Origin of the sequence: Rhodococcus sp. DMU1 (assembly GCF_012272955.1) — a bacterium.
Taxonomy (GTDB): domain Bacteria; phylum Actinomycetota; class Actinomycetes; order Mycobacteriales; family Mycobacteriaceae; genus Rhodococcus; species Rhodococcus aetherivorans.
Genome location: NZ_CP050952.1, coordinates 4,615,835 through 4,639,483 on the forward strand (window position 1 = coordinate 4,615,835; position 23,649 = coordinate 4,639,483).

The following is a 23,649-nucleotide window of genomic DNA, read 5'->3' on the forward strand; positions in this document are numbered from 1 at the left end:
GTCAGAAGGTCGTGTTGGAGCCGGCGGCGATCGTGAAGCCGTGACCGGTGGCGTCGTTGGCGCAGGTGACGTCGGCGTCGGTGGTCTCGCACGTGTAGCCGAGCTTGCTCAGCCGCGATCCGCTCGGCAGCACCGGGTCGTCGCCGCCGGAGGTGTAGACCGAGCCGCCCGAGCACATGAACTCCGCCGGGCCCGCGTCCTGTACGCGAATACCGTTGCCCCAGTTGACCATACAATTCTCGGGACGCGGGGGGACCGGATCGGTGGCACCCTCGCAGCCGGCCTCGGTGCGCGAGGGGAGTCTGACGATGCCGCAGCGGAACCCGCCGTCGGGGCTGGTGAAGTAGTACGACTCGTTGCGCTCGTACTGCACGTCCGCCAGCGTCGTCGGCGCACTGTCGGGGGCCGGTGCCGGCGGCGTGGTCGTCGTGGCCCCGGTGGCCGTCGTGGTCCCGGGGGCCGTCGGCGCGGGTGCCGCGGTCGTGGTGGTGGTCGTGGCGGCCGCGCTCGCCGACGACGCGGCGGCCGGCTGCTCCCCGCCGTCCGCGGTCCCTCCGCAGCCGGCCAGTGCCAGCACCGCCACCGCGGCCGCACCGATCGACGACATCCGACGCACGTTCACCCGACTCCTTCCGTCGCTGATCCGACCGCCACTCTAGCGAGACCGCCTCAGCTGCCGGTCACCCACCGGTTGACCAGGCGATTGAGCCGGGTGGGCGTAACCTGCGCGAGTGCGGCGAACGCCTTGGCCTGCCAGCCCACCGCGTGGTGCACACCCGACGGCCGCCGCCCGGGGCGGGTCAGGTCGTAGAGATCCCGGGCGACGTCGTCGGCGGTGAGCCGGATCCCCAGCCGCCGCGCGGCGCCGACGTTCAGGTCCCGGGTCATCGCCGTCTCGACGAACAGCGGCCACAACGCGATCACCCGGACGCCGTGCGGGGCCCATTCCAGATCGAGCGCCTCGGTCAGCCCGCGCACGGCGAACTTGGTGGCGCTGTAGGTCGCGAGCTCCGGCTGGCCATAGAGCGCCGACGCCGAGCAGAGGTTGACCACCTGGGCGCCGGGCGTGCGGCGCAGGTACTCGAACGCGCTGTGGCAGCCCGTGATCGTGCCGGTGACGTTGACGTCGACCATCTGCCGGTGCCGTTCGAGCGCGGTCGTCTCGAACGGTCCCGACGCCAGGAGGCCGGCGTTGTTGACGAGCAGGTCGAGGGTGCCGTCGGTGCAGAACCCCTTCAGCGCCCGCTCCCAGCCCAGCGCGTCGGTGACGTCGAGAACGCCGGTGACGATGCCGGGCTGCTCCGCGGCGAGCACCTCGAGGCCCGCCGCGTCGACGTCGACGGCCGCGACCCGGTAACCGCGGCGGGCGAAGAGCAGTGCGGTGGCGCGGCCGATCCCCGAGGCGGCGCCGGTGACGAACACACTGGGTGAATTCATGGATGCAGCGTAGCGACGACGGACGTGGCGCAGGTCACGGACTATCCTGGCATCGGAGGAGCAATGAACCACGTTCGAGTCGTTCGTGCCGTCGCATTCGTCACCGCCGGGTACATCGTCGTCCTGGCGCTGTGGCTGGGCCTGTTCGTCGCCAACTCCCCCGAGGGCACCGTCCCCTACCAGATCATGTTCCTGCTGGCCGCGTACGGCTCGGCGCTGGGCATCGCCATGATCCTCGCCGGGCGGCCGCCGCGCGCCGACCGCCGCCTCGCCCGCCGCGGCCTCGAGGGCTGGGCCACCATCACCTCGGCCCGGCAACTCGGCCACACCGTCGACAACGGCGAGCTGACCGAACTGGACCTCGACCTGACGGTGCCGGGCTCCGAGCCGTACCACGGACGGGTGCTCTACGAGGTTGCCCGCGAGGATCTCGCCCGGTTCGAGCCCGGCCGGGTCGTCGGCATCCGGGTCGACCCCCGCGACCGCGACCGGATCGTCCTCTGCCCGTAGGCGACGCGCACGAAAGTGGACGCACGCACGAAAGTGCCTGTCGCGCCCGTCGTTACCCGCGCAGGTAGCCCCGGCGCGCGCGAGTGCCGTCCCGGCCGAGGGCGAGCTTGCCCTCGACGAGGAGCAACTGCGCGAGCGCGTACGTCGCGAGCACGAATCCCTCTGCCGCGGCCCGGGTCCGCTGCGACCGCAGCAGCACCCGCCGCACGACGATGGTGCCGTCGGACAGGGTGAAGACCAGGCCGCCGGCGCCGAGCCAGCTGCGCCGGTCCTCGTTCGGGATCGGCAGTCCGGCCACCCGCCGGGCCCCGGGCGCGAGCGCCGGATCGGCGGCGAGGGTCGCGGTGGTGCCCAGCAGGGCGCCGTACCCGGTCAGCGGCGCCGCCACCTCCGGGGACCGTGCGCCGAGCAGACCGGCGGCCCCGAGCGCCGCGACCGCCCGCGGCACCGCCGCCGACCGCGTCGGACGGGCACCGCGACGCACCAGCAGGGCCGAGTAGCAGGCCTGCATCACGGCGAACGACGACGCACCGCGCAGCAGCCGGGCGTCGTCGTCCGGGTCGATCATGAACACGTCGCCGACGGTCGCGCCGGTCAGCCCGAGCAGCAACAGGGCGGTGTCGAGCCGGTCGGTGTGCGGGGCGTGCCGCAGCACCCGCACCGCCAGCGACGGGCCGATCAGCGGCTTGGCCACCCGCTGCAACCGCTCGTTGCCGAGCACCCCGCCCACGACCGTCGCCGCCGCGGCCGCGGCGAACACCGCATGCTCGGCGTTCCACTTGTCCCGGCTGAACCATCCCATGGCCGGCAGCGTACCGACCCGCACCACGTCACCCGGCCGCCTTTCCCTCAGGAGCAGCGCCGCGCGCCCGCCGCCGCCACCGCACGCAGGAACTTCGGCCGCGGCAGGTCCCGCTCGCGGGCGGCCGCCGTCACAGCCTCCGCCACCGCGGCGACGTCCGTCGCCCGGCACAGCGCGATCGCGGATCCGCCGAATCCGCCGCCGACCATCCGGGCCCCGAGCGCCCCGGCGGCGCGGGCGGCGTCGACGGCGCTGTCGAGTTCGACGGAGCTGACCTCGAAGTCGTCGCGCAGCGACCGGTGCGCGGCGTCGAGCAGCGGCCCGAGCCGGTCCGGGGCGTCGTCCCGCAGCGCGGCGACGGCGGCGCGCACCCGGGCGATCTCCGTGACGACGTGCCCGGCCCGGCGCCGCAGCACCGGATCGGTCAGCGCGTCGAGCGCAGCCACGGTGTCGACCTCGCGCAGACTCGTCACGCCGAGCCGGCGCGCGGCCTCCTCGACGTCGCGGCGCCGCTGCCCGTACGGCCCGTCGACGAGGCGGTGCGGCGCGTCCGTGTCGACGACGAGCAGCGCCAGGCCGTGCGATTCCAGGTCGATCGGGATGTGCTCGACCGCTCCGGTCGCGCAGTCCAGCAGCAGTGCACGACCGGCCCGGCCGCGCAGCGCGATCTGCTGGTCCATGCCGCCGGTGGGGGCGCCGACACAGTCGTTCTCGGCCCGCGTGCAGGCGGCGGCGAGGGCGGCCCGGCCGGCATCGTCGACCGGCAGCCCGTACAGCTCGGCCAGGGCGAGGGCGACGGCCGCCTCGAGTGCCGCCGAGCTGGACAGGCCCGCCCCCACCGGCACGTCGGAGGCGATCGCGACGTCGACGCCCGCGAACCCGGGCGGGTCGAGCGTGTGAATCACCCCGGCGACGTAGGCGGCCCAGCCGCCGGTGCGTCCTTTGGGCGGCTGGAGCAGCCCAAAGGACGCACCGGCGAAGCCCTCGCTGACGAGCCGCACCGTCCCGTCGTCGCGGCGACGCACCGCCGCCGCCGTGACCTGCGGCAGCGCCAGGGGCAGGCACAGCCCGCCGGCGTAGTCGACGTGCTCACCGATCAGGTTGACCCGGCCCGGCGCGCACCACACCCCCTCCGGTACCCCACCGAACTCCCGGGCGAACTCGGCCGCCGCGGCCGCGCACACCTTCATCCGGCGAGCTCCCGCAGTCGCGCCGCGATGCGTTCGGCGGAGGTGTCGCTGATCCATACACCCATCGCGGACTCCGAGCCGGCCAGGTACTTGAGCTTGTCGGCGGCGCGGCGCAGCGAGAAGATCTGGCAGAACAGACGACCGTACGGTCGCTCGTCGCCGACCGGCGCCTGGTGCCAGGCCGCGATGTAGGGGACGCGGTCCACGCCGTCGAAGAACAGGTCCACGCGGCGCAGCAACTCCCGGTAGGCCACCGCCAGCTCGTCGCGCTCGGGGTCGTCGAGGGCGGCGAGGTCCGGCACGTCGCGATGCGGGGCGAGGTGCACCTCGATCGGCCACCGCGCCGCGGCCGGCACGTAGGCGGTCCACCGCCGCCCGGACCACACGATGCGCGTGCCCGCCCGGCGTTCGGCCTCGAGCACGTCGCGTTGCAGCAGCCGGCCCGTCGCGGCGTGGTGCGCGCGGGCCCGCTGCACCAGCCCCTGCGACCGCGCCGGCAGGAACGGGTAAGCATAGATCTGCCCGTGCGGATGTTGAAGCGTCACACCGATTTCCGCGCCCCGGTTCTCGAAGCAGAACACCTGCCGCACGTCGGGGGCGGCCGAGAGTTCGGCGGTGCGGTCGGCCAGCGCATCGAACACCGTGCGGACCCGCGCGACGCTCAGGTCGGCGAACCGGGCGTCGTGGTCGGCGGTGAACGCGACCACCTCGCAGCGGCCCGTCGCGGGTCGTCGCGGCCACAGCGGGTCGCCGTCCACCGGACCGGCGACGGCGCCACCCGGCCCGAGGGCCGGGAAGCGGTTCTCGAACACCACCACGTCGTAGTCGTCGGCGGGGATCTCGGTGGCGGCCCGGCCCGGACGGGTGGGGCACAGCGGGCAGTCCGCGGGGTCCGGCAGGAAGGTGCGGTCCATGCGGTGCGACGCGGAGACCACCCACTCCCCCGTCAGCGGGTCGAAGCGGAGTTCGGACGCGGCCCCGGCCGACGGTAGCCGCCGCGTGTCGTGCCGCTCCCGCACCGCGCCACCACCGACGTACGGCTCGGTGTCGTCGAAATAGAACAGTTCCCGGCCGTCCGCGAGGCGCGTCGCGGTCCGTCGCACCCGCCCGGCCACGGAAAACCTAGGCGTCCTGCAGTCCCAGGTCCTGCAGGCCCAGCAGGTAGCGGTACTCGACGCCCTCCGCGGCGATCACCTCGCCGGCACCGGTGGCCCGGTCGACGACGGTGGCGACACCCACGACCGTCGCGCCGGCGTCGCGCAGGGCCTTGACCGCGGTGAGCGGAGAGTTGCCCGTGGTGGTCGTGTCCTCGACCACCAGGACGCGCTTGCCGAGCACGTCGGGACCCTCGATCTGCCGCTGCATGCCGTGCGCCTTGGCGGCCTTGCGGACGACGAACGCGTCGATCGGGCGGCCGGCGGCGTGCATGACCGCGAGCGCCACCGGATCGGCACCCATGGTGAGGCCGCCCACGGCGTCGAAGTCCCAGTCGGCGACCAGTTCCCGGATGAGCTTGCCGATCAGCGGGCCGGCCCGGTGGTGCAGGGTGGCGCGGCGGAGATCCACGTAGTAGTCGGCCTCTTTGCCGGACGACAAGGTCACCTTGCCGTGCACCACCGCCAGTTCGCGAACCAGCGCAGCCAACTCCTCGCGATCACTCATCGCAACCCCTCACCGTCTCTCGTTCCACGCCGCGCCCCGAGGGCGCCGGCGACGACGAGCCTAGTCGGGGTCCGACGGTCAGGCCGCGACGGTGTCCGATCCGCCGGTCGGCGCGTCCGATCCGCCGGTCGGCGCGTCCGATCCGCCGGTCGGCGCGTCGCCTCCGGGGGCGGAGGCGGGAGCCGTCGCGACGGGCTCAGGCGGGGCCACGGCGGTGGGGGCGGGCGGGGCGGCGACCTCGAACAGCGGGACGGGTCCGACCGCGGCGAGGCGCGCGAACACCGAGGCCGGGAAGGTGGTGGTCGCGGTGTTGATGGCGCGGCCGAGGTCGTTGTGGACGCGGGCGGCCCCGGCGATGCGCTGCTCGCGGGTCTGCAACTCGCGGGCGACGCGGATGAACGGCCAGTGGTTGACGCCGTCGAGGACGCCGATCAGGTCGTGCAGGGCCGCCGACAGGGTGTTCTCGGCCGCGGCCCGCTCGCCCAGGGGCAGCCGCTGGTCGCGCATGGCGATTGCCAGGGAGCGGGCTCCGACGACGGGGCTGAGCCGGCTGCGGTCCATGCCGGCGCCGGCGGAGGCCGCGACGAGGGCGGGCACCTGGTCGTAGCGGTCGTCGAGTTCGTTGGTCAGCAGCCGCAGGCTGTCGCGGTGGCGCATCTTCAGCACCCGGAGGCGGCGGACGGCGGCGCGCGTCCACAGCAGCAGTACCACCACGACCGCAACGACAATCACAAGAGCCACAGACGTCACAGGGCGAAATCTACCGCGGGCCCGCGGGGGCGCCCGAGTCGCGACGCGCCGTGTCGGCGCGCCGTGTCCGGACCGTTACCTGCGCTGGGCCTACGTCCGTCCCCGGCCGCGGCCGACCAGGTTGGTCGCCCTGCGCACCAGGTTCTTCGGGACGAGCCGGCCCACCGTCGTGAGCACCTTGTACTGCAGGCCCGGAATGCTGATCACCTTGCCGGCCTCGAGGTCGGCAAGGGACGTGCGCACCACCGTGTCCACGTCGAGCCACATCAGTTCCGGGATCGAGCTCATCTCGATCCCGGCCCGCTCGTGGAACTCGGTGTGCACGAAGCCGGGGCACAGCGCCTGCACCCGCACCCCGGTGCCGGCGAGGCCGCCGGCCAGTCCCTCGGTGAACGAGACGACGTAGGCCTTGCTCGCCGAGTACGTCGAACCCCGCCCGGAGAGCAACCCGGCGACGCTGGCGACGTTGACGATGCTGCCCCTGCCTGCCGCGATCATCGGCGGCAGCGCGGCCCGGGTCAGCTGCATCACGGCGGTGACGTTGACGTCGAGCTGCGACTGCAGCAGAGCGGGGTCGGCGGTCCAGAATTCGCCGGACGTACCGAACCCGGCGTTGTTGACGAGCATCTCCACGCCCTCGGCGAGGCGCCGCGCGACGGAGGCGCGGCCGTCCTCGGTGGCCAGGTCTGCGGCGAGGATCTCCGAGGTGGTGCCGAAACGCGACGTCAGTTCGTCGGCGAGGGACCGCAGGCTCTCCTCGCGACGGGCGACGAGCACGAGGTCGTACCCCTTGCCGGCGAGCGCGCGCGCGAAGCCTGCGCCGATGCCGGACGTGGGGCCGGTGATCAGGGCGACGGGCCGGGTGGCAGCGGAAGTCATGGGCTAAAGCTAGCGCAGCGCGCCGGACCGCTTCCGGTGACGCGGTGGGCTCAGCGCCGCGCGGAGGGGCGGCCGGGGTCGTGCGCCACCCGGTCGAGTTCCTGCGGCTCCACGATCGGGGGCAGCACGTGCAGGATCCCGGAGAGCCGGGCGACGGTCTCGATGGCCGAGTCCCATTCCCGGCCGGTGCTGCCCACGGGGATCGAGCCGAGGGTCCATTCGCCCTCGCTCCACAGCATCTGCACGTGCGGCGGGATCGACTCGGTGTAGGCGACCATGCGCTGGTCACAGATGCGGCGGGCGATCTCGAGGTCGGTGGCGAACACGATGCGCGGCCCGATGGCGCCCAGCAGGTTCATGTCCGAGTCCTTCGGCGGCGGCGTCGACTTCAGGCGCAGGTCGATGTCGACGTCGGAGCCGACCTTGCGGCGCACCGCGACGATCGTCGCGGTCTCCTCGATGTCGAAGAGGATGAACTCCTCGCCGCGGCGGATGCCGTGGACCACGTCCACCGCGCCGAGATACTCCTGCTTGGCCAGGGCCGCCCGGTGCCAGTGCCCGGGCAGGGTGTCGTCGGCGGCGCTGTACTTGTAGCCCTGGGCGCGCGCCCAGATCTCGCGCACGCGGCCGGACTGTTCGCGGCGCGTGCGGTCGATGTAGAGCAGCACCAGCGCACCCGCGAGTGCGATCGCCGCCAGTCCGAACCACATAACCGTCATCGAGGGTCAGCCTATCGCGTTCTAGTTGCCCGGACCGCCGAAGGACGGCAGGGACGCGCTGACCACAGTGTCGGCGATCATCTCTCCGTTCCGCAACGGCGAGCCCTGCGCGACGACCGAGTCGCCAACCCGCAGCGCCGACGGATCGGAGCCCGCGAGCGACATGATCTGCGTCTCGGGCGTGAGCCGCACGGTGACGCTCGAGCCGCCCATGCCGCTGAGCGTGAGGGAGGTGCCGTCGTTGGCGGTGATCGTGCCGACGACGGTGCCGGCCGCGCCGATGACGTCGCCGAGCCCGCCGGGCAGCTGCTCGAACGGCAGGCCGGGCACGGCCGGGTCGGTGGTGGGCGCGGGCGTCGTGGGCGCGGGCCGGGGCACCGTGGTCGTGGTGGTCGGGGCCGCCGCGCTGCGCTGCTGCGGGTCGTCGCCGCTGCCGCCGCTGAGCAGATAGCCGCCGAAGCCGGCCAGCACGATCAGCGCCACCGCGGCGAGCAGGATCAGGCCCCAACGGCGCCGCCGGGGCGGCTTCGCGTCGAGCGCCGGGTACTCGCCGGTGTGCGGCGGGGTGGGTGGCGCCGCCCCGTACTGCTGGGTGTGCGGGTACTGCTGCGCCGACGTGTACTGCTGGGTCGGCGCGTACTGCTGGGTCGGCGTGTACTGCGGCTGGGGCCCGTAGGAGCCGGGCTGCTCGAACGCCTGCGTCGGGTTGGGTGGCGCCGCCGTCGGATCGAACCGGGGGTCGTACGCCGGGTAGACCAGGGTGGGGTTGGCGGGCGGACGGCCGTACGCCTCGGTCGGGTCGGCGGTGTGCAGGACCCGGGTGTCGTCGGCGTCCGGGTCGGTGCGGCCGGTGCCCGTCGCGCGCGCGTCGTCCGCACGCCCCTCGTCGAGCGAGTAGGCGCGCTCCTGGGGGGTGCGCGGATCGTGCGGGTTCGTCATGGTCCCTCCAGGTTAGGCGCTGCGCGCCGGTGCGTCCTTCGGGCTGGCACAGCAGCCCAAAGGACGCACCGGCGCCGTCAGGCGCCTATCACGAGGTGGTCGCCGTCGTCGCTGACGCCCACCGAGACGGTGTCGCCGTCCTTGATGTCCCCGGCCAGCAGCTTCTTGGCGAGCTGGTCGCCGATCGACTGCTGGATGAGCCGGCGCAGCGGACGCGCACCGTACTGCGGGTCGTAGCCCCGCACGGCGAGCCAGAACCGGGCCGAGGACGACACGTCGAGGGCGAGCCGCCGGGCCGCCAGACGCCCGGCCAGCTGCTCGAGCTGGATGTCGACGATCTGCTCGAGCTGCTCCTCGGTCAGCGAGTGGAAGATCACCACGTCGTCGAGCCGGTTGATGAACTCCGGCTTGAACGCCGCCCGCACCGCCGCCATGATGTGCTCCCGGTCGCCACCCGCACCGAGGTTCGAGGTGAGGATCAGGATCGTGTTGCGGAAGTCGACGGTGCGTCCCTGCCCGTCGGTGAGCCGACCGTCGTCGAGCACCTGCAGCAGCGTGTCGAACACGTCCGGGTGGGCCTTTTCGACCTCGTCGAACAGCACCACCGAGTAGGGGCGGCGACGCACCGCCTCGGTGAGCTGGCCACCCGACTCGTAGCCGACGTAGCCCGGAGGGGCGCCGACGAGCCGCGCGACGGAGTGCTTCTCGCTGTACTCGGACATGTCGATCCGCACCATGGCGCGTTCGTCGTCGAACAGGAAGTCCGCCAGCGCCTTCGCCAGCTCGGTCTTGCCGACGCCGGTGGGGCCGAGGAACAGGAACGAGCCGGTGGGCCGGTTCGGGTCGGCGACGCCCGCCCGCGAGCGGCGCACCGCGTCCGACACGGCCTGTACGGCCTCGTCCTGGCCGACGACCCGCTTGCCGAGCTCGGACTCCATGCGCAGCAGCTTGGCGGTCTCGCCCTCCATCATGCGGCCGGCGGGGATGCCGGTCCAGGCGGCGACGACGTCGGCGACGTCGTCCGGGCCGACCTCCTCCTTGAGCATGACGTCGCCGTCGGAGGCGGCTCCGGACGCGGCGGCGGCCTTCTCCAGTTCCTTCTCCAGCTGCGGGATCCGGCCGTAGCGCAGCTCCGCGGCCTTGCCGAGGTCACCGTCGCGTTCGGCGCGTTCCTCCTCGCCGCGCAGCGCCTCGAGCTGCTCCTTGATCCCCCGCACCGAATCGATGGCGGTCTTTTCGTTCTGCCAGCGGGTGGTGAGCTGGTTCAGCTTCTCGCGTTCGTCGGCGAGTTCGGCGCGCAGCTTCTCGAGCCGGTCCTTGGAGGCCTCGTCGGTCTCCTTCTGCAGCGCCATCTCCTCGATCTCGAGGCGACGGACGATGCGCTCGACCGAGTCGATCTCCTCGGGGCGCGAGTCGATCTCCATGCGCAGCCGGGACGCGGCCTCGTCGACGAGGTCGATGGCCTTGTCCGGCAGGAACCGGGAGGTGATGTACCGGTCGGAGAGGGTGGCGGCGGCGACGAGCGCGGAGTCGGTGATGCGCACGCCGTGGTGCACCTCGTACCGCTCCTTGAGCCCGCGCAGGATGCCGACGGTGTCCTCCACGCTGGGTTCGCCGACGAGCACCTGCTGGAAGCGGCGTTCGAGGGCGGCGTCCTTCTCGATGTACTTGCGGTACTCGTCGAGGGTGGTGGCGCCGACGAGGCGCAGCTCGCCGCGGGCGAGCATGGGCTTGATCATGTTGCCGGCGTCCATCGCCGATTCGCCGGTCGCGCCGGCGCCGACGATGGTGTGCAGCTCGTCGATGAAGGTGATGATCTGCCCGGCCGATTCCTTGATCTCGTCGAGCACGGCCTTGAGGCGTTCCTCGAACTCGCCGCGGTACTTGGCGCCGGCGACCATCGACCCGAGGTCGAGCGCGATGACGGTCTTGCCGCGCAGCGACTCGGGGACGTCGCCGGCGACGATGCGCTGGGCGAGGCCCTCGACGATGGCGGTCTTGCCGACGCCGGGCTCGCCGATGAGCACGGGGTTGTTCTTGGTGCGCCGGCTCAGCACCTGGACGACGCGACGGATCTCGTTGTCGCGGCCGATGACCGGGTCGAGCTTGCCCTCCCGGGCGCGGGCGGTGAGGTCGGTCGAGTACTTCTCGAGCGCCTGGTAGGTGCCCTCGGGGTCCGGGCTGGTCACGCGGGCGCTGCCGCGGACTGTGGTGAACGCGTCGCGCAGCGCGGCGGGGGTGGCGCCGTGCCCGACGAGGAGCTTGGCGACGTCGGAATCGCCGCCGGCCAGGCCGACGAGCACGTGCTCGGTCGAGACGTACTCGTCGTCGAGTTCGGTGGCGAGGTGCTGCGCGGCGGTCAGGGCGGCGACGGCCTCCCGGCCGAGTTGCGGCGTGGTGGTGGCGCCGGTGGCGCTGGGCAGCCGGTCGACGAGTGTCTGCGCCTCCCGGTGCACGACGGTCGGGTCCACGCCGACGGCCTTGAGCAGCGGCGCGGCGATGCCGTCGGTCTGGTCGAGCAGCGCGACGAGCAGGTGGGCCGGACGGATCTCCGGATTGCCCGCAGCGGACGCGGACTGCATGGCAGCCGTCATCGCCGCCTGGGTCTTGGTGGTGGGATTGAACGAGTCCACTGCGAACCCCTTCCCTTCATTGAGCGAGCCGGTATCAATTCTGCACCCGCCAGCCTCCCGCCGCGGGCGTTCGCATGCTTCAACGGCCCCAAAGTTGAGTTTGTTCCGCTCAACTTTATCGAGTCGTGTGACCTGCGGCACATCGCGGGGGTCATCGAGCCGCTCGACGTCGATTGTGGCCGAAACACCGCCGCGGGACTACAGTGGCGGCCGACCAGCAGAGACGGCGAGCGGGAGGGTGCGTGGAGGCCTTCGCCGTCGCCCGTGTCCAGCTCAGCTTCGCATCGATCGTCGCGACTCCCGGCGGCGCCGAGCGCTTCGCCACGGCCTTCTACACCGCCCTGTGGAGCGACACCGTCGGCATCCGCGAGCTGTTCCCCGCGGGAATGGAGACGATGCGGCAGCGATTCGCGACCGCCGTCGGCTGGGCGATCAACCGGCTCGGCGACCCCGACACCGTCACCGCCTTCCTCACCCAGCTCGGCCGCGACCACCGCAAGTACGGCGTCCGGCCCGACCACTTCCATGCCGCCGGCCGGGCCCTGCACACCGCCGTGCGCGAGTGCACCCCGCCCATCCTGTGGACCGACGCCCTCGACCGCACGTGGTCCGGGGTCATCACCCACGTCGTCGACACCATGGCCGCCGCCGCCGCCGAGGACGACCTGCCCGCCGCGTGGGGCGCCACCGTCGTCGGCCACGAACGGGTGCTGCCCGACCTGGCGATCATCCGGCTCGAGACGGACTCGCCCATCCCGTACCACGCCGGGCAGTACATGAGCGTGCAGATCCCGCAGCGGCCGCACATGTGGCGGTACCTGTCGGCGGCAATCCCCCCGAACCCGTACGGCCAGATCGAGTTCCACGTCCGTCGCGTGTCCGGCGGCTGGGTCAGCCCGGCACTGGTCGGCGACACCTCCGTCGGCGACCGCTGGGTGATCGGGCCGCCGCTCGGCGGCCTGCACGTCGACCGCGACAGCGGTGAGGACGTGCTGATGATCGCCTCCGGCACAGGCCTCGCGCCGCTGCGGGCGCAACTGATGGAGATGGGCATGCGGGGCGACAACCCGCGCGTGCACCTGTTCTTCGGCGGCAAGTACCCCTGCGACCTCTACGACCTGCAGACGCTGTGGCAGCTGGCCACCACCAATCCGTGGCTCACGGTCGTGCCCGTCGTGGAGGAGACCGAGAACCCGTGGTGGCACCCGGTTCCCGTGGAAGATCCGCCGCCGGGCCTGCACCGGACCCTGCACGGCAAGCTGGGAAAGGTGGTCTCACAGTTCGGCTCCTGGGCCGATCGGCAGATCCAGATCGCCGGGTCCCCGTCGATGATCAAGACCACCCTCTACGCACTGTCCGCCGGCGGCACGCCGCGGCAGAACATCAGCTTCGACCCGCTGTAGATCCGCATCTGCCGCACATTGTGTGCCGGTGAGCCTACGCACCGCACCGGCGGTGACCGCAATTCGTTCCCCTTCGAGCCGCCCCACGGGTAATTCGACCTCCGAAGCGATTCGTGGGGATCTCGTTCGGTCCGGGCAATGGACGTCCACCGTGTTGAGCGTTCCGATTCGCCCGTTGAGCCGTTGTTGAGCACCGTCCGGACACTTGTTGTTGCCCATTCACACCTCCCCCGGGAGCAAGAGATGCAACCCCGAGTGCCTGTTTACGTATACGCCGACGACTCGATACTCCGGGCCGGAGTAGTCAGTCAGCTGCGCATGCGGAGCGAGGTGGCCGTCGTCGACACCGATCCGGAATCCGCGGAGGTCGCCATCCTCGCCGCTGACGTTCTCGACGACGCCGCCATGCGGACCCTCCACGCCCTCCAGCGCGGCTTCTCGCCGCGAGTGATCCTCGTCCTGCGTGTCATCGACGACTCCACGCTCGTCGCCGCGGCAGAGGGCGGGATCAGCGGCCTGCTCCGCCGTAGTGACGCGACACCCGACCTGCTGGTCCGCACCGTCCAGCGCGTCATCGCCGGGGACGGGGTCGTTCCTCCTGACCTTCTCGGCCGCCTGCTCGGCCAGGTCGGTGCCCTGCAGCGACAGGTACTGACGCCGCGCGGATTGCGATTCTCGGGACTCTCCGAACGCGAGGTCCAGGTTCTGCGTCTGGTGGCCGACGGACACGACACCTCTGAGATCGCGCAGAAGCTCTGCTACAGCCAGCGCACGGTCAAGAACGTCCTGCACGACATCACCACCCGGCTGCAGCTCCGCAACAGATCGCACGCCGTGGCATATGCCGTCCGCGAGGGACTGATCTGAGGCCGGTGGTCGCCGTGATATCCGATGTCGATGCAGCTCTCCGCCAGCTGATCGAGCACGAGGCGATCGATGACGCGGAGGTGGATGTCGTCTTCGACGCACCGACCAAGGACTGGGCGGCCCGCCGCACCGGTCCGACGGTCGACGTCTACCTGTACGACATCAGGGAAGACCTGCGCCGACGCCAGCGTGGCCTCGTGAACGAATACGACAACGGGCTCGTGCGCGCCCGGCATCTACCTCCCCGCTACTTCAAGCTCTCCTATCTCGTGGCCGCCTGGACCCAACGTCCCGAGGACGAACATCACCTGTTGGGTCGGTTGCTGACCTGCTTCCTGCGGCACGATGCACTGCCGGGGAGCCTGTTGTCCGGTTCGCTGGCCGACCTCGGGATGCCTGTTCCGGTCGCCGTCGCGCTGCCACCGCCCGAAGACCGATCGTTCGCGGACGTCTGGACAGCGCTCGGCGGTGAACTCAAACCGTCCCTCGACCTCGTCGTCAGCATGCCCACACCTACCGGTCGTGTGCACCCGGCCGCTCCACCTGCCCTTCGCACTCCGCGCCTGTCCGCTGAAGGGAAACACGGCTCGGTTCCTGGTGAGCAGAAGCGCAGACGCACGCCGGCGCCGGACGGCTCCGATCCCGTCCCGTCCGGCCTCGAGACCTTGCCGGAGGACGCACCTCCGGCGGACGGCGAGAGTCCGTCGATCACCATGCGCAAGGCTCGCCGCAAGCAGGGACGCAACGAATGAACTCGGACGCCAACCTGCGGGATCTGCTCGACCGGTGCGCCCTGATCGAGGCACGCGTCCGCATGGTCGTGACCCATCGGCGCAGTTACGATCCCACCCCCGACGACCCCTTCCGAGGCCTGTATCTGAGCGACGAATCCGCAGTGGCGTTGCTCGACGTGGTTCCACCCCCGCCGGAGTCCGACCGCGTGGCTCGCATCGCACTGGATCGCCGGGCCGACGCGGCAGAAGCGGCGGGCGGCGACCTGCGGCTGCGTCGGCTTGCCCGGTCCGCCGGGCTGTCCGACATCGATGTCGACGCGTTGCTGATGTGCATGCTGCCGGACTTGAATTCGCGGTTCGAACGTCTCTACGGCTACCTCAACGACGACGTCACGCGGCGGAGGGCGACGATCGGCCTGGTCCTCGAACTACTCGAGCTGTCCCCCGTGACGGCCGAGCACCGCGCACGATTGGCGGCAGGGGCGCCGCTGATCGAAACCGGCCTCGTACTGGTGGAGGACGAGGAGCGCCCGTTTCTCACCCGGGGCCTGCGAGTTCCGGATCGTGTGACCCAGCATCTGCTCGGCGACGATCGCTGCGACCCGGAGATCGCCGATCTGCCTTTCGATGCAGGGCATTTCGAGTCTCCCGTGTCCGGCCGGATCGCGCGGACGATACGAACAGGCCAGCACTGCACCTACATCCGGGAGTCCATCGGGTCCGGCGCTCCTGCTGTTGCCGTTGCAGCCCTGGAGGCAGCAGGTCGCTCCGCCCTGTGTGTGGACGCCAACCGGCTGCTCGAGCACCCCGACCCGGCCCGCGCGGTGGTTGGGCTGGGCCGAGAAGCGATGCTACGCGGAGCCGGGATAGTCGTGACACCCATGGACGCGCTGGCCACAGACACGGCGATCATCCGGGCGTTGTGCGAACTGACAGCACCCGTCGTTGCGATCGGAACCGTCACCTGGGATCCGCGCTGGTCGGACAGCGTGCCGCTCCAGGTCGATGCGGAGCGCCTGTCGACGGAGGACCGAGCACACCTCTGGGCCGTCGCAGCCGGGGACAGCGTCGTCGACGGCTCCCTCACCGAGGTCGCGAACCAGTTCGTGCTGGGTCCGGCACAGATCGAACGTGCGGTTCGTTCGGCGCGTATATCGGCGAGCCTGACCGGCAGCACCCTCACCGGACGAGACCTGTGCCAGGGAGCGCGGGCGCAGAACGCGGCTGGGCTGGAGCGACTCGCCCGGCGCATCGAACCCTCGGTCGGCTGGGATGATCTCGTACTCCCCCACCGCGTCGTCGACCAGTTGCACGAGCTCACCGCTCGTGCTCGCTATCGGGAACGAGTCCTCACCGACTGGCGGATGCGGCCCGGTGGCGGACGAGGGCGTGGAGTCACCGCCCTCCTCGCAGGTGAATCGGGCACCGGCAAGACCATGGCCGCCGAGGTCATAGCCGGGGATCTCGGTCTCGACCTGTACTCGGTGGACCTGGCCGCGGTGGTGGACAAGTATGTCGGCGAAACGGAGAAGAACCTCGAACGCATCTTCGCGGAAGCGAGTGGCGTCAATGCCGTGCTGCTGTTCGACGAGGCCGATGCCGTCTTCGGCAAGAGGAGCGAAGTACGCGACGCGCACGATCGCTACGCGAACATCGAGAGTGCTTATCTGCTGCAACGCATGGAGAACTTCGACGGACTCGCCGTTCTCGCAACCAATCTGCGCGCCAACCTCGACGAGGCATTCGTCCGCCGGCTCGACGCCATCGTGGACTTTCCGACGCCCGACGAGGACGCACGGCGGGCGTTGTGGCGGCATTGTTTCGACTCACCGGTACCGTGCAGCGACGATCTCGATATGGACTACTTGGCCCGATCGTTCACGTTGTCGGGCGGCAACATTCGTTCCGCAGCCATCACCGCCGCCTACCTGGCGGCGGCGAGCAACAGCGCGATCGGCATGGAACATGTCATACCCGCGGTGCGTCAGGAATACCGCAAGCTCGGCCGACTCGTGCCGGAATCCGTCGCCGCCGGGTGATCCGATCGTCACGATTCGCTACTTCGGATGCACAATCCGCCGACGCATCCGAGGAGGCACCCCACCACCACGAGCGGCAAACCGGTTCCTCCGGGCGCCGCAGAGAACTGCGCATCCGCGTAGACCGCGAATCCGATCGTGACAGCGATGGCAGCGAGGCCGGCAATGATGGTCATGCCACCCTTCGGACGCAGGATGCCGATCAGCATGAGCGCGATGAGCACGATCACGACCGCCCGAGCGATGGGTTGAGTCACGTAGGTGTAGTCGTCTCCGGTAGCGACGCTCATGATGTCGCCGATACCGGGGAACCGCCGCACGGTCAGCAGCGGAACCTGCTGTGCATCACCCGTCCACGGGAGAAACGCGCCGATCAGCGCGATCAGGCCTCCGAGGAGGGTCGCGGCGATCCGGATCAGCGGAAGCAGGTCGTCCGAGGTCTGGGTGAGCACGGCGCCGGCATCCACGACGATTCCGCCGTCCTCGGCACCCACCTCGAGGTTTCGGACCTTGGCATGCCCCATTCGCGGACGCGGCGCCCGGACGGTGACCTTCGCCCAACCGGCTTGCCCCGGGGGAATGTTCAACGTCGGCGGGTCGAAGGAGAACTGGACGGCGTTTTCGGGGTCGCGGCCCACCAGTCGCGCCCGGAGAGGCAAGGCCCTGCTCCTGTTGTCGACCACGACACGCAGCTGTCCACGCGAACTATTGTGCACGGTGAACTGTTCCGGCTCGAGCCGTATCCGAGCGAGGGTGATCGGCGCCGGGGACGCTGTCTGCACGAAGGCGCCCTGGGTCTTGACGGAACCGTCCTCGTTGCTTGCCACGACCCGGATCTCCCGGGAGACCGTCTCTCCGCCCGGCGGTGGTGGAGCGGAGACCGTCATCGCGACCCGCGACACCTCGCCCGGCGGCACTTCGAGTGCCCACGCCTCGAATTCGAATCCGACGGCGCGTTCCGGATCGGAACCGTTCAGCCGCACTTTCAGTGGTTGCGATCCACGGGTGTTGTCCACCGCTACACGGCAGCGACCGTGTGTGCGGTCCTTGACCGTGATCTGCTCGGGTTCGAGTCGGATTTCGGCTGTGGCGATCGGATTCGGCGAGGTCGTGTGTATCAGGGTTCCGTCTACGGTTGCCTCACTGGTGCCGTCGGTCGCGACGACCGTGAAGGGTTTGCTGGTTTCGGCTTCCTTCCGGGGAGCAACGAGTTGGGCGCGGATGCCGACCCGGCTCTCGGATCCGGCGCGGACATCGATCTTTGCTACATAGAACAAAACCCGGACCGATCCTTCCGGGTCTCGACCGGAGAGCCGGACATGTCGGTCGACGCTACCTTTGCGGTTGTCGATGATCAGCCATCCCTGCCCGTAGGGCGCGTCGGCGGCCTTGAGGGTGCTCGGTTCGAGCCGCAGCTGCAGTGCCGACACCTCTTGTTCGATCGTCAGATGCGTCTCGATCTCGGCCTGATCGTTCGCACCGCGGATCGTGGCGCGATACGACCGTGCCGAACCGGCCTCCGGTGGTGGCACGAGGACGGCGAGTCCGATCGGAACCGTCTCCCCCGGAGGAACTTCGATGACGTCGGCGGAGAACTCGAATTCGAGGAGATCCTCGGCGTCCGAACCGCTCAACTCGAAACGTTGAGGATAGTTGCTGCTTCGATTGTCGACCTTCAGCTCGACCTTCGCCGATGTCCCGTCCCGGAGCCTGACCCGCTCCGGTTCGACGTGGAGCTGAGCGGGGTCGCCGATCGGTGGCACCGTCAACGCCAGAGCGACGTCGATGGCGGCGTCAGGATCCTCGTCCGAATGTACTCGGATCGGCAGCGTGAATCTCTGAGCGGCAGGCCATCTGGGTGCATCGATCACGACGCTGATCGTGGCCGGCTTCTCCTCGTCGGGATAGAGGGCGATCGCGGGATGCGTCAGCTTCAACCAGCCCGGAGCATCGAGCGGCACCGCCCGGAAGCGATCGACGATCGTGGAGGTGTTGTGCACCCGCAGATCGAACGTGCCACCCCCTTCCGGATCGATCGTCAGCTCCGGAGTGACGATCTCGACGCGGGGAGGACGCGCCTCACCGTGACCGCCGGCGGAGCTCCGGCTCGGGGCGGAGGGGGCAGCACTTCGAACGTCCGAACCGGTAGCCCGATCCGGTGGACTCCAGGACGTCACCACCGGGATCTGGGACGTAAGTGTGCGCCCCTCATGGGTGCCCGATCCCGACTCGAACCCGACGAACCGTCCGCAGCGAACACAGAATTCGGCATTCGCCGCGTTGACGGTGCCGCAGTTGCCGCAGATGGGTGCGACATCCGCGTTCGAGATCCGTCCTGAATCGTCCATGTCAGCCGGCTTCTTACTCGACCTACCCGTCCCCCTACACACATCGATCTGCGGCGATCATCTTCGACCTGGTCCGCCTTCGGTCTGGCTTAGGCCGTCTACAGCGTTCCCGATCAATCGTTCCAGGGGGACAAATATAGGAGGAATCATCGTCCTCGGGCGTATAGCAGGTCCCATCAGGCAAGGGAATGCTTCCCAGCGGGCAGTCGGGAGGCTCGTAACATGTTCCGTCCGCTAGGGGATAGCTTCCCGGAGGGCAGTCAGGAGGCTCGTAACACGTCCCATCCGGCAACCGAGGACTACCATCCGGACACGGCTCCGGAGGCTCGTAACACGTCCCATCCGGCAACCGAGGACTACCATCCGGACACGGCTCCGGAGGCTCGTAACACGTCCCATCCGGCAACCGAGGACTACCATCCGGACACGGCTCCGGAGGCTCGTAACACGTCCCATCCGGCAACCGAGGACTACCATCCGGACACGGCTCCGGAGGATCCACAATCGGCGGACAGGTCTGCCCCGCCTGCACCGTAGTTCCATCCGGGCACGTGGTTCCTGTAGTTCCGGGATTCGGTGTTCCCGGTCCGGGGCTTGGTCCGGGGCTTCCCGGCTTGTGAGGCTGAGTCCCCGACCCCGGCGGTACCTGCGGAATCGGGACGCATGGGCCGGTCGGGTGCTGCAGACGCTGCTCTCCCTCAGCGCATTCCGGCGGTGGTGGCGCCTGGGTCGGAATTTCTGGGAAGAAGGAGATGAGGCTGACGCGCCAGTCGTTCCCTTGTTTGACAGCAGCGACACGGTCCACGCGCATGTCGCTCTCCTCGAGAACCGCCCCGTCCGACGCCGTCACCTTCTGGTTCAGCATCACTGCACGCTCGACGGCGTTTTCGGAGTCCTTCGGGTGCTCTCCGAAGATCACCAGGGCATCGGCGATCACCGAAGCATCCGCGGCTTTCCATTCGTCCCACCACACGCTGGTTCCGCGTTCACTGGAGTGATTCGCTGCCGCGAGCTCGGGAGTCAGATACTTCGATGCCCGCTCGTAGGCGTCGCGTGTCGAGGCGTCCGTCGTCGGATACCACGTGAACATGGTTTCGAGGGCACCTTCGATGGCGTTTCGGGCTCCGTCCGGAAGTGAGTCTTCGTCGGTCCCCGTCCATGCCGACTGCGGATCCGGTTCTCCGCCTCCGCACGCCACGACGAACCCCAGCGCTGCGATCAGCGCTACGAATGCCGAGAGGAAGCGCAGCGATCTCATCAACCCTCCTGGGAGTCGATCGTCGCACGCTCCATGGTCGAAGAGCGCTGGCAAGCAACAGAATGCCCGATCGGGAACGGCAGTCGGAACGTTCGAGCAGGCATACCGGACAGCGGGGGCACGGATCCTCGACGAAAGGGCCGAACCGGCCGGCAACCCTGCCGTTGTAGAACAGGTCTGGTGATAGTTGAAGCCGTACAACGGATGCGATCGAGTCCACAAAATGCCGGCGGGATCCATGCCATGAGAATGCGTCGTGCACTCGGACGGCTCGCGGGCCTGCTCGTGGTCGTCCTGACAGTTGCATTGGGTCAACCGGGACCGGCGTTCGCCGACACCGGGGCGGGTGTCCCGTGCCCCATGAACCGGAAACCGGTCGCGGACGGCACGTTCGTCGTCTCGTCCCCGTTTGGTGCCCGAAGTGGGGGTTTCCACCAGGGCGTCGACATGGCCGGGGATGCCGGAACCGACATCTACGCAGCTCTCGACGGCACCGTCTCGGCGGCCGGGCCTGCCAGTGGCTTCGGGCAATGGATCGTGATCGACACACCGACACGTACCGGGGTCGTCTCCACCGTCTACGGGCACATGTACCCCGACGGCGTGCTGGTGCGCACCGGTGATCCGGTGAGGACCGGGCAGCACATCGCCGACATCGGATCCAACGGCCAATCCAGCGGACCGCACCTGCACTTCGAACTGTGGGAGGGCGGGCGCTTCAACGGTCGAGCCGTCGACCCCGCTCCCCTGCTCGACGAGGGCGCATCGTCGGGTTCCTCCGTGGTGGAACTGGTGGCCGCCACCACCGACTGCTCCGTCGGTGTTCTCACCCCCGGACTCGTCCCGCCCGAGTTCGTACCGTGGCTGCTGAAGGCCGGCGTGATGTGTTCGGGTATTACCGCACCGCTCCTGGCGGCGCAACTGGAGGCGGAGAACGGATTCCGGCACGGCCCTTCGGCCCCCGTCTCGTCGACGGGAGCCCGCGGCCCGGCACAGTTCATGCCTGCCACGTGGACGACCTGGGGCAAGGACTACGACGGCAGCGGACCTCCCCCGGACGTCAACAGCATCGCTGACGCTGTGATGGCCCAGGGCGCGCTGATGTGCGAGAACCACCGATCAAGCGCCGACGCCATCTCCACGGGCCGTGTGGTCGGCGATCCGGTGGCCCTGGCGCTCGCCGCCTACAACGCCGGATTCGGTGCGGTGCTGGAGGCGGGAGGCATGCCCTTCGGTGGGGAGTACACCACCCAGACACAGCCCTACGTGAAGAAGATCCTCGAGCGCGCCAAGGCGTTCGCGGCCGCGCCCTGGGCGACGGGGACGACCCCACCGCCGCCGACCGAGGCGCCGCAGCCCGATGTCGGCGACCGGATCGTCGAGGTGGCCCGGACCCTCGAGGGGACATCGTGGGTCTGGGGCGGCGGCAACATCGACGGCCCGACCAGGGGTGGTATCGACAGTCCCGGCCTCACCCGGCATGCGGTGGCGCAGGCAACGGACGGCAAGGTCGTGTTGCCACGTTCGACTCAGGAACAGTGGGAGATCGGCGACCCCATTCCGGTCAACGAACTCGACCCCGGGGACCTGGTCTTCTCAGGGTGGAACGAGTTCGACATTCCCACCCACGTCGGGATCGCGGTTGGCGGCGGCAAGATGGTGCACGCGTCGACCGACAGTGGCGTGACCGTCTCGAACTTCGACCCCGAGTCGGAGGGGCGGCGAGTGACATGAACCTCGGGAAGTGCTCCGGATCGCTGCTCGCGTCGTGCGCAGTGGTGCTCATCGCGTCCGGATGCGGGGAGAGTGTCCAGGGAACGGCCACTCCGGACATCGACCGGGAGGATCCGCTCGTCGTCATCGAGACCGCACTGGAGACGATGTTCACATGGAGGCCGGCAGAGGACGAATCGGGAGCAGCCGCACTGGAGCGGGCCGCACCGTACCTCGGTCCCGAACTCGGGTCCCAAACCGTCGTCTCTCAACCAGGACCCGGATCACAGTGGGAGCAGTGGAAACGCGACCAGGCGACCGTCCGCGCGGACGCCGCCTTCCTCGCCGACGAGCATCCCCCCGACAGCGACGACACCGTCCACCGTGTCGTCTCGATCAGACAATCGGCAACGACACCGAACGACCTGCTCATCGACGAGAACGAACACGTCGCATGGGCGATTGCGACCAGAGGTGACGACGGATGGCGGCTGACGTCGCTGCAGTTCTGATCTTCCTGTAGAGATGGGATCCCGGCATGCTCGAGAACGGCGGACGGATCTTCACCGCTGCGGTCGGTGTGGTCGCTCTCGTGGTGGCAGTGATCTTCGTCGGCCACGGTCTCCTTACCGGCCCTACTACACCTTCGGCAGTCTCCGACACGTCCATCGCCGCGAACGCACCGCCGGGTGAAGCCGACTCCAGCGCAGCGACGGGTGGCCCCGACCACCCACCTGAGGGAGGCGGAGCGCCCGACTCCGCACCAGCACCGGAGCCCAGCACCGTACCGGGACCGTACGGGAACGGCGGCGCAGGCGGAGGTGGCGCTGGCGGAGGCGGCGGAGGTGGCTCCGGCACCGCCACCCCGGAGCCCTACACCGACGCCTCGACCGAAGTCGTCACGCCGAATCCCGTACCTGTCGATGTCGTCCTCCCCCAGATCACCGGGGGCGACCCCGCCGTCACCGATACCTTCAATGCAGCGATGCGCGCCGCTCTGGACGACCGCATCGCGGAGGTACGGGCAGGTGGTCGATTGACCGGCTCGGACGGCGAGGTCGCCCATATCGGCGAACGCGTCACTAGTGGCGTGCTACTGGTGACAGCCGAATACGAGGAGTCCGCAGAGGACTTCGCAGACACCGTCGTGGTCGGCATCGACTCCGGTGACGTGCTCACGCTCGACGAGATTTTCACCGACACCGCTGACGGCCTCGATCGTCTTGTTGCCGTCTCCCGCGAACTCGGCCCGAGCACCGACGCGGGCGCCTCGTTCGACCTGAATGCCGTCAGCGCCGACCCGGCATTGTTCTCTCGCTGGCTTGCGACCCCCGACGGGATGCGGATCTACTTCGCCGAGGGATCCGTCGCACCGACCTACTCCGATCTTGTGGAACTCACCGTGCCGTGGGAGGAACTGAGTACTGTGCTCGACCCGGACATGCATGCAGTCCTCACCAGCTGAGAATCCTGCCCGATCAGATGCACGTTCGGGCAGTCATCGTTGCCCGAACGGCCACGCCTTCGCATCTTTCGTACAGCTGGAGAACGGTGGATGTTCGGTGCGTACCGACGGAAGCGAGAGACCATGCGCACGCACGAGACAGATCACGACGGCGATGCGGAGCTGCGTCCCAAGGCTTCGCGACTCGACGAACCGAACTCGGCTCTCGCTCTGAGAGCGGCGTTGTCCGGACGTCTGGACGTCGCCGGACCCGAAGGCATGGCCGGGTTGCAGCGTGTCGTCGGCAATGCCGGAGCGTCGG

The 23,649-nt window shown here is 69.8% G+C and carries 20 protein-coding genes; 8 read left to right on the top strand and 12 right to left on the bottom strand.

All coding sequences use genetic code 11. The features are described 5' to 3' along the window. Nucleotide 1 precedes the first annotated feature (1 nt). On the bottom strand, nt 2-622 hold the full coding sequence (locus tag HFP48_RS21110; RefSeq protein WP_084648599.1) for a hypothetical protein: 621 nt from the start codon (nt 620-622) through the stop codon (nt 2-4). A gap of 47 nt (nt 623-669) precedes the next feature. Next, complete coding sequence (locus HFP48_RS21115) at nt 670-1,437, bottom strand: SDR family oxidoreductase (protein ID WP_044476450.1); 768 nt, start codon at nt 1,435-1,437, stop codon at nt 670-672. Between the two features lie 63 nt (nt 1,438-1,500). On the opposite strand from HFP48_RS21115, the gene HFP48_RS21120 reads away from it, so the two are divergent. Beyond that, on the top strand, nt 1,501-1,947 hold the full coding sequence (locus HFP48_RS21120) for a hypothetical protein (RefSeq protein ID WP_006945336.1): 447 nt from the start codon (nt 1,501-1,503) through the stop codon (nt 1,945-1,947). A 52-nt stretch (nt 1,948-1,999) separates the two neighbouring features. On the opposite strand, the gene HFP48_RS21125 is transcribed toward HFP48_RS21120, so the two are convergent. The 9 genes from HFP48_RS21125 to clpB form a co-directional block, all read right to left on the bottom strand. Next, nucleotides 2,000-2,749, bottom strand: a complete 750-nt coding sequence (locus tag HFP48_RS21125; protein ID WP_043796727.1) for a lysoplasmalogenase — start codon at nt 2,747-2,749, stop codon at nt 2,000-2,002. Between the two features lie 47 nt (nt 2,750-2,796). Beyond that, entirely contained in the window at nt 2,797-3,939 is a 1,143-nt protein-coding gene (gene galK / locus HFP48_RS21130; protein ID WP_168579972.1) for a galactokinase, read from the bottom strand. Further along, entirely contained in the window at nt 3,936-5,042 is a 1,107-nt protein-coding gene (gene galT / locus HFP48_RS21135) for a galactose-1-phosphate uridylyltransferase (RefSeq protein ID WP_043796725.1), read from the bottom strand. The genes galK and galT overlap by 4 nt, the downstream gene beginning before the upstream one ends. A gap of 19 nt (nt 5,043-5,061) precedes the next feature. Next, complete coding sequence (gene pyrE / locus HFP48_RS21140) at nt 5,062-5,601, bottom strand: orotate phosphoribosyltransferase (protein ID WP_006945331.1); 540 nt, start codon at nt 5,599-5,601, stop codon at nt 5,062-5,064. A gap of 78 nt (nt 5,602-5,679) precedes the next feature. Continuing rightward, a complete protein-coding gene (locus HFP48_RS21145; RefSeq protein ID WP_051445969.1) occupies nt 5,680-6,333 on the bottom strand; it encodes a LemA family protein in 654 nt (217 codons plus the stop codon). Between the two features lie 108 nt (nt 6,334-6,441). Then, a complete protein-coding gene (locus HFP48_RS21150; RefSeq protein ID WP_006931242.1) occupies nt 6,442-7,230 on the bottom strand; it encodes an SDR family oxidoreductase in 789 nt (262 codons plus the stop codon). Nucleotides 7,231-7,280: 50 nt separating this feature from the next. Continuing rightward, a complete protein-coding gene (locus tag HFP48_RS21155; RefSeq protein WP_006931240.1) occupies nt 7,281-7,940 on the bottom strand; it encodes a hypothetical protein in 660 nt (219 codons plus the stop codon). Nucleotides 7,941-7,970: 30 nt separating this feature from the next. Then, on the bottom strand, nt 7,971-8,888 hold the full coding sequence (locus tag HFP48_RS21160) for a DUF5666 domain-containing protein (RefSeq protein WP_168579973.1): 918 nt from the start codon (nt 8,886-8,888) through the stop codon (nt 7,971-7,973). 77 nt (nt 8,889-8,965) lie between these two features. Beyond that, complete coding sequence (clpB, locus tag HFP48_RS21165; protein ID WP_050035718.1) at nt 8,966-11,521, bottom strand: ATP-dependent chaperone ClpB; 2,556 nt, start codon at nt 11,519-11,521, stop codon at nt 8,966-8,968. Between the two features lie 242 nt (nt 11,522-11,763). On the opposite strand from clpB, the gene HFP48_RS21170 reads away from it, so the two are divergent. From HFP48_RS21170 to HFP48_RS21185, 4 genes are all read left to right on the top strand, one after another. Further along, the gene (locus HFP48_RS21170) at nt 11,764-12,924 is read left to right on the top strand and encodes an FAD-binding oxidoreductase (protein ID WP_006931236.1); all 1,161 of its coding nucleotides are present in this window, start codon (nt 11,764-11,766) and stop codon (nt 12,922-12,924) included. Nucleotides 12,925-13,167: 243 nt separating this feature from the next. Beyond that, a complete protein-coding gene (locus tag HFP48_RS21175; RefSeq protein WP_050035720.1) occupies nt 13,168-13,791 on the top strand; it encodes a response regulator transcription factor in 624 nt (207 codons plus the stop codon). A 14-nt stretch (nt 13,792-13,805) separates the two neighbouring features. Next, nucleotides 13,806-14,543 (top strand): DUF4255 domain-containing protein, encoded by a 738-nt coding sequence (locus HFP48_RS21180; RefSeq protein ID WP_072635971.1) that lies wholly within the window; start codon nt 13,806-13,808, stop codon nt 14,541-14,543. Further along, entirely contained in the window at nt 14,540-16,564 is a 2,025-nt protein-coding gene (locus HFP48_RS21185; RefSeq protein WP_050035722.1) for an ATP-binding protein, read from the top strand. The genes HFP48_RS21180 and HFP48_RS21185 overlap by 4 nt, the downstream gene beginning before the upstream one ends. Nucleotides 16,565-16,572: 8 nt before the next feature. On the opposite strand, the gene HFP48_RS21190 is transcribed toward HFP48_RS21185, so the two are convergent. Beyond that, entirely contained in the window at nt 16,573-18,564 is a 1,992-nt protein-coding gene (locus HFP48_RS21190) for a hypothetical protein (protein WP_144415038.1), read from the bottom strand. Between the two features lie 1,849 nt (nt 18,565-20,413). Between HFP48_RS21190 and HFP48_RS21195 the strand changes: the two genes are divergently transcribed. The 3 genes from HFP48_RS21195 (at nt 20,414) to HFP48_RS21205 (ending at nt 23,348) form a co-directional block, all read left to right on the top strand. Beyond that, the gene (locus HFP48_RS21195; RefSeq protein WP_168579974.1) at nt 20,414-21,904 is read left to right on the top strand and encodes a peptidoglycan DD-metalloendopeptidase family protein; all 1,491 of its coding nucleotides are present in this window, start codon (nt 20,414-20,416) and stop codon (nt 21,902-21,904) included. Further along, a complete protein-coding gene (locus tag HFP48_RS21200) occupies nt 21,901-22,395 on the top strand; it encodes a hypothetical protein (RefSeq protein ID WP_050035726.1) in 495 nt (164 codons plus the stop codon). Before HFP48_RS21195 ends, HFP48_RS21200 begins: the two co-directional genes overlap by 4 nt. Nucleotides 22,396-22,484: 89 nt before the next feature. Continuing rightward, a complete protein-coding gene (locus HFP48_RS21205) occupies nt 22,485-23,348 on the top strand; it encodes an RsiV family protein (RefSeq protein ID WP_168579975.1) in 864 nt (287 codons plus the stop codon). Nucleotides 23,349-23,649: the final 301 nt, after the last annotated feature.